This window comes from Limnofasciculus baicalensis BBK-W-15, assembly GCF_024178385.1.
In the GTDB taxonomy this organism is placed as follows: domain Bacteria; phylum Cyanobacteriota; class Cyanobacteriia; order Cyanobacteriales; family Coleofasciculaceae; genus Limnofasciculus; species Limnofasciculus baicalensis.
In genome coordinates this window covers 1-9,143 of record NZ_JAMZMM010000249.1, presented here as the reverse complement: position 1 = coordinate 9,143, position 9,143 = coordinate 1, and the positions used below count along the sequence as shown (strand labels likewise).

Sequence of the window (9,143 nt, the reverse complement as noted above, 5' to 3'; positions counted from 1 at the left end):
AGTCGGTTTCAACCGACTTAAGCTATTAGACAGAGAATTTATTCTCTGGCGGGTTTTTGGGGTTATTGAACATTGGTGCAAGATTTCAGTTAAATAGCTATTGTAGTAATTTTTAGGTATGTGAGGTACATAGAAACCCGGTTTCTTGAAGAAACCGGGTTTCTGGGGTGGGTTTCTGGGGTGTACTTCATAAACCTGCAATCTAGGGAAGAGGCAAAAATTAATCCGCTCATAACGATAACTTAATCTTTAACATAGATAATCTTCTTTAAAGACATCTTTCCTCACAACTTAGCAGCCCTTACAAATAACCCCTACCTTTTATGGCAGGGGATTTTTTTCTTAACTGCCAATTCTCCTCTGCAAATAAGCAATCATTTCCTCTACTGCTTCCAGTTTCCCTTTCAGTTTCCAGACACTTTCAGTACCTTCCCCTTTAGATTCGATTGCCTTAAGAGCGCGTTGATACTCTTGTTGGCGTTCAAACCAGTAATCTAGATCTTTGCGATAAGTTTCCATGAGATTATATTAGTACTTTAAGTTATTTCCGATCGACTTCACTAACCAAAGAATCTAACTCCAACTGCATGTGAGTACAGACTTTTTCGTAGCAAGCATTCACATAATCGCGATCGCACGCCGCTTCTCGTCCATAATGTTCAAATACAATCGGCGCACAAACACGAGTGTGAATCTGTACAGGTAAGGGAATATTCGGTAAAGGACCAACAGACAATCCCCAAGGTAAACCCAGATAAATTGGGAAAACTTGCGGATCGAGTCCAAATAACCACGGGAATAGTCCCCAATCGTGTAGTTTTCTTACCTGTTGGTAGAAATCAGCCAATACAATTATAGTATCGTGCGCTCCGTGAGAAATAACCGGGACAATTGGCACATTTTGCCGCAGCGCCAGCTTAATGAAACCCTGTCGCCCTGCTAAGTAAATTTTATCCCGCAACTGGTAAGGGCGAAACACATCTTGCGCTCCCCCAGGATATACAAGTACACTAGCACCTTTTTCAAAAGCTGCGATCGCCATTTTCGGATGAGCGATGACTGCCCCAGTTTTAGCTGCTAGCTTTGACAATTGTAGCTCGAATTGCCACATATTGGCGTGCATTAAACCATATACGGGACGCTCCGTACCAAACCGCCGAAACCAGTCATACATCATCATAGACATATCTGGAGCAGCTAGTCCACCGTTGTGGGAGCCAACCAGCAATACCTTACCCTCTTCTGGAATATGGTACCAGCCATCAGTTTGCACCCGAAAGTAGTAGTTATAAAACCACTCCCACAGAGGCATTAGTGATTCAATAGTTTTGGGATCTCGTTCATCTAGGGACCAACCTTGTCGGGAGGTGGAGGTTTTGCCGTTATTCATCGGTTGATTGATGTTTGCCAAAGTGTTGCTTGAGATATTTTAATTCTGCAACAGTTAACCTCACGATACATAGAAACCCGGTTTCTCTGAAGAAACCGGGTTTCTATTGTGTACTTCAAAAACATCCCATTTGCTCTAATTAAAACCTAAAGAAGTTTCAGGAAAGATAAAATTTAAACTCCTGCAACTTCTTCTATTGTTAATCTTTGTTGTCAAACTCAGATTATTTACTTTCTGCCACATACTTATTTTGATTCGCACTAGCCTGCTTATTCGATCCTATCAACGCCAGGACTTTTGGTAAACAAATGCAAACAGCAGTGTTGAGGACTGTTATCACTAAGCAATCAATCAAACTCATACCCATATTCATGGCCTCGGAAATTAATTTTTTATATGTATCTGAGTATGGGGGAAAAACGCTTAAATTGATAGAGGGCAATGGTTTGAATTACTTTTGGGTATGATAAGTTTTCCTGAACATAAGCGCTGTTATATTTAGCAAACCGCGAAGACACGAAGGAAGGGATGGATAATCTTCTGCCTCTACTGCTTGACTTGAGCGCCGTGGCTGCGAGGATCGTCTTGAGCGCCTGTCATCCCTGACACTGGAGGATTAAACTCAGATACCTCTCCATTTCCTTGGGTATAAGGCAGAGGGCTATTCGCTACTAAAGCTTCTAAGTTGGCGGCAAGGATACTGCGGGGTTGTTCCCCAATCGTTTGAGCTATCGTTTTGCCGTCTGAACCAAAAAAGACAAAATGGGGAATGCCATCTACTCTATATTTAACGACTTCTGGCAACCATTTATTGTTATCCACATTCAGCATTACAAAGTTAACTGAGTCAGTATACTGCTGTTTCAATTTATCCAAATCCGGTGCCATGGCTTGACAGGAGCTACACCAGTTAGCATAAAACTCCATCAAAGTTGGCTTGCCATTGCTCATTGCCACTTCTAGGGGTGTGGATGCTTCTGCTTGCTTTTCGAGGGAGGCTGTACCCGTCTGAGTTTGCAATCCGAAGTACAATGCTACACCAAGTGCGATCGCAACCAGTGCAATCAAAAAATTGCGGATGCGAGTACCCATCGTCGTGTCAGACTTCTGAGCGGATTGAGATACTGAGTCAGGTAATTTTGCTGTCATGATTAACTAATCTAAAAAAGGATAAAGGTCAACAATCCACCGCTAAATCGCTGTACTGATTATAGCGCTTATTCTTAATCTGCCCTAGTTTACCAGACTCCGGTAGAGATACAGGACATTCCATGGTTATGAAGTATACCCTAGAAACCCGGTTTCTTTGAGAAACCGGGTTTCTCTGTACCTGACATGTCTGAAAATTGATCTATCTATGTTTTGACAACGTGCTGAAAAATTAGTCCAACGATTAATTAAGATATAATCTAGTAATAGATATTAAACAAAAGCCATGTACATATCAAATTCGCAGCCTCTTCCGATTGAAACGCTGCCTACCATGTACGACTTACCCAGTGAAAACCCGGAGGAACCTGGTTTGCCCGATGAATTTCACGGTTGGCAAGCTAATCTCTTGTGCCATACCTGTTATCCGCCAAATTACCCAGCCGACCAAGTTTTCTTAGCTAGCGATCTTAATCTTTACTACGATTCCCAGCATGTCAATTGGTATAAAAGACCAGATTTCTTTTTGGTTGTAGGTATCTCTAGATTCTACCAAGAAAAAGACCTCCGTTTAAGTTATGTATTTTGGCAAGAAAAAGTTAGTCCTCTCATTGCGGTGGAACTCCTTTCACCGGGTACGGAAGATGAAGATTTGGGATTAACAGAGTCAGAACCAAATAAACCACCAACTAAATGGCAAGTTTACGAAGAAATTCTCAAGATTCCCTATTACTTTGTTTTTAGTCGATATACTAATCGACTAAGAGTATTTCATTTGAGAGGAAATCGTTACCAAGAACAAATATTAACAGAACCGCGATTCTGGATGGAGGAATTAGAATTAGGAATAGGATTGTGGCTGGGAGACTATCAAGGTTGTCAGCGGTTATGGCTGCGGTGGTATGACGCTCAGGGAAGCTGGATTCCGACACCTAAAGAACAATTTGAACAAGAACGTTTTGCTAAGGAATCTGCTTTACAACGAGTTGAAGTAGAAAGACTTAATAAGGAATCTGCTTTGCAACGTGCTGAAGCAGAAAGACTTAATGCTGAATCAGAAAGACTTGATAAGGAATCTGCTTTACAACAAGTTGAAAAATTAGCCCAACGATTAAGATTGATGGGGATTAATCCAGAGGATCTCTAGCTATTCAGGACTTAGGTAAGTGTCAAAGTAGGCGATTAATCGCCTACTACAAACTAACTTTATACTTGATAACAATACTGTAACAAAACAATGAAAAAAAGAGTAACTCTCACCTTTCCCAAGCGCACGGTTCAAATGCCAGTAACCTACCGACTGGCAAGGGATTTTAACGTAGCAGCCAATATTATCCGCGCCCAGGTTGCCCCGAATCAAATTGGTAAGCTGGTGGTAGAATTATCAGGAGATATCGATCAATTAGATGCCGCTATCGATTGGATGCGATCGCACGACATCAACGTTTCCCTATTGGATCGCGAGATCCTAATTGATGAAAATAGCTGTGTTGACTGTGGTTTATGCACTGGAGTCTGTCCCACAGAAGCCCTAACCCTCAACCCTCAAGACTTCAAACTCAACTTTACGCGATCGCGCTGTATTGTTTGCGAGCAGTGTATTCCCACCTGTCCAGTTCAAGCTATTTCTACCAATCTTTAGTTATTGGTTATTGGTTATTGGTTATTGGTTATTGGTTATTAGTAATAAAACAAACAACAAACAACAAACAACAAACAACAAACAACAAACAACAACTTAACGATTGTTACCTAACAGAGGGCGAACAATCACAAATCCAGTACCAAATGCCGTCAAGACAATCGCGACAATAGCCAAGATTAACAACCAACCATTAATCTCTGAGGAATTCTCACGAGATAGAGTGCGACGGTAGCGATTATCATCCTGTTCGATAACCATCGTCTCCCCATAAGGATAGGAAGCAGGTTCAGATTTCTGGCGAGGTGGAGGAAATCCTATCCCTGGCACATTTCCAGAGGAGGGAGGGGGAGGAGATACCGCTGCTTTGCGATTTGGCGATTGCATGACAGGTTGGCGAAAAGATCCCTCATTTTCTGGGGGAACCCCTTGTGGATACCCACCGACAGGAGGAAATGAAGTCACAACTTGTTGGAGGTTGTGGGTAGCATTTAGGACTTTTTCAACCTCTTGTCGCAGTTGTTGATTCTGTTTCACCAACTGCTGATTTTGACTGTTGAGGGAATCTAACATAGCTTGTGCAGCTTGTAACTCTGCTGCAAGTTCCCGGTACACGGAAATGGGCACTGAGGGACAATAGGCGTTTGACTGAGTTGAGGATGAATAACGAGCGGCTGGTTGATTTTGCATGGACGAGTTTGTCTTGTAATGAGAGGCAGGAACTACCTAACTACCTATTTCAAATATCTTGTTAACAAGGGGCTTAAGCCCCTTGTCACATATCTTGTCAAGCCACTATCGACTTATTAATGAGCCTCTAGTTTTTTGGGAAACGACGCCTTTGCAGAAATTCAGGAATATCCAATCCTGGTTTATTCCTAGTATCCGGCGCAGGGGGTGGTGGTGGGGGTTGGGGTACATTTGGTCGGGAGCTATAACGAGGTGCTTCTCTAACCGCTGGTGGGGCTTGCACTTCTCCAGTAAATCCAGTCGCAATAACAGTAATTCTAATCTCACCCTGAAGTTTGTCATCAATCACGGCACCGAAAATGATATTGGCGTTGGGATCGACAACCTCATAAATCGTTTCGGCAGCAGCATTAACTTCGTGTAAGGTAAGATCTGTGCCACCTGTGATATTAAAAACAACCCCTCTAGCTCCTTCAATAGAAGACTCAAGTAGGGGCGAAGAAATCGCTGCCACGGCTGCTTCTGTTGCGCGTGATTTGCCGGAGCCGATACCAATCCCCATTAAAGCGGAACCTGCATCTGCCATTACTGCTCGCACATCGGCAAAATCAACATTTACCAATCCCGGTACCGTAATAATATCAGAGATACCTTGTACCCCCTGACGCAGGATATCATCAGCAATTCTAAAGGCATCTTGAACTGGAGTCTGTTCAGAAATGACCGACAACAATTTGTTGTTGGGAATTATGATCAGAGTATCCACCCGGCTTTGCAAGGCAGCAATCCCTTCATCTGCCTGAGAGGTGCGGCGGCGGCCCTCAAAGGTGAAGGGGCGAGTAATTATGCCAACAGTGAGCGCTCCCATTTCTTTCGCCACTTCCGCCACAATCGGAGCTGCACCTGTACCAGTACCGCCTCCCATCCCAGCCGTAATGAAAACCAAATCGGAACCCTCTAGGGCTTGGGCAATTTCGTCGCGGGATTCTTCTGCGGCTTTTTGGCCAATTGCTGGATTTCCACCTGCACCTAGTCCCCGCGTCAACTTTTGACCGACTTGTAAGCGTTTAGGAGCGCCGCTTTGGGAGAGTGCTTGAGAATCTGTATTGATCGACCAAAACTCAACCCCAGCGACTTGAGCAGCGATCATGCGGTTAACAGCATTGCCCCCACCTCCGCCGACACCAATAACTTTGATTCTGGCAACGCTACCTGGCATGATATTGTCACTCCTGGTTTCTTCCCTAGGGATTGCCTTGGAATCAGATGTTTGGTTAAACTGCAACCCAGAGTTAGTGAAGGGATGAGTATTGTCCACTCCAACTGAAAGATTGGCGTTAAGTTTGATATCAGAGCTTTGATGGATAAGCCCTAGTTTACTATTAAGCGTCATTGCAATAGGTCAGGGTCAATAATCAACTTTAAACTTTATCAGTTACATTTGACACTCCCCCGCCCTTGTTGACGGAGGATTCTGAATCTTGCCTAAATGGAGCCTGTGGGCGTTGCCTGCGCAGCGCAATAGCTGTCCGTTTAGATAGTTTTTCAGTTAAGGGACTGTCATGGATCGCTCCAAAAATGCTAACAATTGCTAACATCTTCTTCTTCTTACCCTTCGTACTAGAGCCTATTGGCTCCCGACTTCGACTAACTAGCAATCTGAGTCAACTATAGGCTAAGTTGCTCGAAAAACCAACGAACACCTATACAACTCCTCAAGCCGGGTCAGAATGAGTCTGTTTGAAAGGAGAATCCTCTGTTATACCACTCTTACCACCAATATTAGTCTTTGTCTGGTTTAGAGTTCGCATTTTCCTTTACTATTTCCTTTACCATCTGGATCAGGGGCACATCAGGGTTCTTGATGTCAATATAGGCGATTTGGCTCTTGGTGATGTGAGTTGGCAAGTCTCGCATCCGATCCAAAACCCGCAGTTGCTCGGGAAATCGAGAACTGTAAGGTCCTAAATGGACTTTTCCCAACTCGGTTTTCAAGATTAAATTGGCGGGATTTTGCCAATCAATCTCAATCACTTTGACTGGAGAGTGACTGATAGCCTGGTAAACTTGCCTCCAGTATGGACGATATTGCTCGCTAGAGCCAATTACTTTTAGAGTTGGTAACTCCAAGTTAGCCTTAACAGAACGATAGCTGCTCTGGGGCATCCATACCCCCTGTTCATCTAAAAATCCTACCTCTGTGGTTTTACCCTGATGCTGCTTTAGTGGTTGTGCGATCGCGACTGGTTTGCGCTCTTGGATTTGAACCGTCAATCCCGGTGGCACCAGTTGGCGAGTCACGGTGGCATTGGCAATGGGAGCTTGTTGTTCGAGAGTATCTGCGATCGCTTGCGGTTCTAATCGTAGCAACGATCGGGGATAAGACAAGGGTAGCAGCGAGCGGATCGTTTGCGCCGAAAGAAAGTGATTGCCTTCAATCACAATTTGCTCTGGCTTGCGAATTACCCAATCGGGTAAGGTAATCGCCCAAACTAAACTGCTGGCTATACCGCTGACAAATAGCGATCGCCAGATTGTCTGACAAAATTTAATCCGGCGTGCGCGTCGCAGCTTTTCTCGCCGACTGGTTAATTGTACCTGAGAGACTGATGCGATGTTTGCCATCTCCTACCGATTGGGGTTGCAAAGGATATTCATGCTTAATCCTACTACCGATAACCGATAACGACAGGGTTTTCCCTTATACCAGAAGTAGTCTGGGCTATAGGTATTGAAGCCAATAAGGGTATAAGGGGGGTGTAACCCCTAGAGATCAAGTTTTCATCCATAAGGTACTCTCTAGTTGAATGGCTTGACTAAGTAAGTTCTCAGAACGAGTTTTTTATTCATACTAAGAGGTTGTTCACTATGTGGCATAGATCCTGCCGCCCTTTTCCTTCACCACTAATTCGGCAGAGGAATACAGCGGGTATCTCTAAGGGGGAAGACAAATGAAACTACATCTACCAACATTTTTCAAAGCGTGCAATCCTTCTAAGACTTTGAACATGGGCAATCCTGACGATCGCCAGTACTATATTAATTTTTCTGGCGTGCGGGGTGGTAGGATTGTCGAGGAGTTAGGGAGAACGATCTCGCTCCTTTCACCAGAAGAACCTACTTGTCAGCTATTTACTGGACATATTGGCTGTGGTAAGTCTACTGAACTGTTTCGACTTAAAGCACAGTTGGAACAGCAAGATTTTCATGTTGTTTATTTTGAGTCTTCTCAAGATCTCGATATGGCGGATGTTGATATCAGTGATATTTTACTGAGCATTGCCAGGTCTGTCAGTGAAAATTTGGAATCTATTGGCATTTCCCTCAAACCTAAGTACTTTACCAAGTTATTTGGTGAGATTAAAGACTTTTTGCATACTCCTGTAGAATTATCTGTGGAAGGAGAACTTTCTGTAGGGATTGCCAAAATTACCGCTAGAACCAAAGATAGTCCTCAGATGCGCGAAAAACTCCGACAGCATCTCGAACCTCGAACCCAAAGCATTTTGGAGGCGATTAATGCAGAAATTATCCAACCAGCTATTGAAAAACTCAAGGCTAGGGGTAAGAATGGGTTAGTGGTAATTATTGATAATCTAGATCGGGTAGATCCCAGACCAGTACATGGAGGGAGATCCCAACCTGAGTACCTTTTCATTGACAGAGGTTCTCAACTGCGACGATTGAAGTGTCATGTGGTTTACACTATTCCCCTATCTTTAATGTTTTCTAATGAGTACGAAACCCTCAAGAATCGCTTGGGTGGTGGTGTTGCGCCCAAAATTTTGCCGATGGTGCCAATCCAGTCACGAGATGGGCGGGAGTTTCCAAAAGGGATGGCGCTGTTACGACAACTTGTCCTGACACGAGCCTTTCCCAAGGTTGAACCTCACAATAGGTTAGAGTTGGTTGAGGAAGTATTTGATAGTATCGAAACTCTCGATCGTCTTTGTCGTATTAGTGGTGGTCACATTCGTAATTTGTTAGGGTTGCTCTATAATTGTCTCCAACAGGAAGATCCTCCTTTTTCTCGTAGTTGTTTAGAGAGTGTGATCAAGGGATATCGTGATGATTTGGCTTTGGCTGTTGAGGATTGGGAATGGGAGTTATTATTGCAAGTTGTGCAGCAGCAATGTGTTAAGGGTGAAAAGGAATATCAAACTTTGTTACGCAGTATGTTTGTTTATGAATACCGGGATGATTTGGGGCGTTGGTTTGGGATAAATCCAGCATTAGCAGAAACGCCAATATTTAAGTCGGCGATTCTGGAAA

At 43.7% G+C, this 9,143-nt stretch carries 9 protein-coding genes; 3 read left to right on the top strand and 6 right to left on the bottom strand.

Annotated elements, in window-relative coordinates:
• Positions 1-342: 342 nt before the first annotated feature.
• The 3 genes from NJ959_RS20605 to NJ959_RS20595 all read right to left on the bottom strand — a co-directional run bounded on the left by NJ959_RS20605 (position 343) and on the right by NJ959_RS20595 (position 2,539).
• Positions 343-519, bottom strand: a complete 177-nt coding sequence (locus tag NJ959_RS20605) for a hypothetical protein (protein ID WP_254013618.1) — start codon at positions 517-519, stop codon at positions 343-345.
• Positions 520-541: 22 nt separating this feature from the next.
• Complete coding sequence (locus NJ959_RS20600; protein ID WP_254013619.1) at positions 542-1,390, bottom strand: lysophospholipid acyltransferase family protein; 849 nt, start codon at positions 1,388-1,390, stop codon at positions 542-544.
• A gap of 546 nt (positions 1,391-1,936) precedes the next feature.
• Complete coding sequence (locus NJ959_RS20595) at positions 1,937-2,539, bottom strand: thioredoxin family protein (protein WP_254013617.1); 603 nt, start codon at positions 2,537-2,539, stop codon at positions 1,937-1,939.
• Between the two features lie 286 nt (positions 2,540-2,825).
• Between NJ959_RS20595 and NJ959_RS20590 the strand changes: the two genes are divergently transcribed.
• Both NJ959_RS20590 and NJ959_RS20585 read left to right on the top strand, forming a co-directional pair.
• Positions 2,826-3,686 (top strand): Uma2 family endonuclease, encoded by an 861-nt coding sequence (locus NJ959_RS20590; RefSeq protein ID WP_254013616.1) that lies wholly within the window; start codon positions 2,826-2,828, stop codon positions 3,684-3,686.
• Between the two features lie 90 nt (positions 3,687-3,776).
• Positions 3,777-4,181 (top strand): NIL domain-containing protein, encoded by a 405-nt coding sequence (locus tag NJ959_RS20585; RefSeq protein ID WP_254013615.1) that lies wholly within the window; start codon positions 3,777-3,779, stop codon positions 4,179-4,181.
• A gap of 96 nt (positions 4,182-4,277) precedes the next feature.
• Here NJ959_RS20585 and NJ959_RS20580 read toward each other — a convergent pair whose 3' ends face one another.
• From NJ959_RS20580 to NJ959_RS20570, 3 genes are all read right to left on the bottom strand, one after another.
• The gene (locus tag NJ959_RS20580; RefSeq protein WP_254013614.1) at positions 4,278-4,871 is read right to left on the bottom strand and encodes a hypothetical protein; all 594 of its coding nucleotides are present in this window, start codon (positions 4,869-4,871) and stop codon (positions 4,278-4,280) included.
• A gap of 127 nt (positions 4,872-4,998) precedes the next feature.
• The gene (gene ftsZ, locus NJ959_RS20575) at positions 4,999-6,264 is read right to left on the bottom strand and encodes a cell division protein FtsZ (RefSeq protein ID WP_254013613.1); all 1,266 of its coding nucleotides are present in this window, start codon (positions 6,262-6,264) and stop codon (positions 4,999-5,001) included.
• Positions 6,265-6,653: 389 nt separating this feature from the next.
• Entirely contained in the window at positions 6,654-7,496 is an 843-nt protein-coding gene (locus NJ959_RS20570) for a cell division protein FtsQ/DivIB (protein WP_254013612.1), read from the bottom strand.
• 326 nt (positions 7,497-7,822) lie between these two features.
• Between NJ959_RS20570 and NJ959_RS20565 the strand changes: the two genes are divergently transcribed.
• Positions 7,823-9,143 (top strand): P-loop NTPase fold protein (locus NJ959_RS20565; protein WP_254013611.1); only part of this gene is annotated, 1,321 nt, incomplete at its 3' end.

Bases quoted from the DNA above. Each gene is read 5' to 3' on its own strand.
- NJ959_RS20595 (WP_254013617.1), bottom strand. From the start codon at position 2,539: ATGACAGCAAAATTACCTGACTCAGTATCTCAATCCGCTCAGAAGTCT.
- NJ959_RS20600 (WP_254013619.1), bottom strand. From the start codon at position 1,390: ATGAATAACGGCAAAACCTCCACCTCCCGACAAGGTTGGTCCCTAGAT.
- NJ959_RS20570 (WP_254013612.1), bottom strand. From the start codon at position 7,496: ATGGCAAACATCGCATCAGTCTCTCAGGTACAATTAACCAGTCGGCGA.
- ftsZ (WP_254013613.1), bottom strand. From the start codon at position 6,264: ATGACGCTTAATAGTAAACTAGGGCTTATCCATCAAAGCTCTGATATC.
- NJ959_RS20605 (WP_254013618.1), bottom strand. From the start codon at position 519: ATGGAAACTTATCGCAAAGATCTAGATTACTGGTTTGAACGCCAACAA.
- NJ959_RS20585 (WP_254013615.1), top strand. From the start codon at position 3,777: ATGAAAAAAAGAGTAACTCTCACCTTTCCCAAGCGCACGGTTCAAATG.
- NJ959_RS20580 (WP_254013614.1), bottom strand. From the start codon at position 4,871: ATGCAAAATCAACCAGCCGCTCGTTATTCATCCTCAACTCAGTCAAAC.
- NJ959_RS20590 (WP_254013616.1), top strand. From the start codon at position 2,826: ATGTACATATCAAATTCGCAGCCTCTTCCGATTGAAACGCTGCCTACC.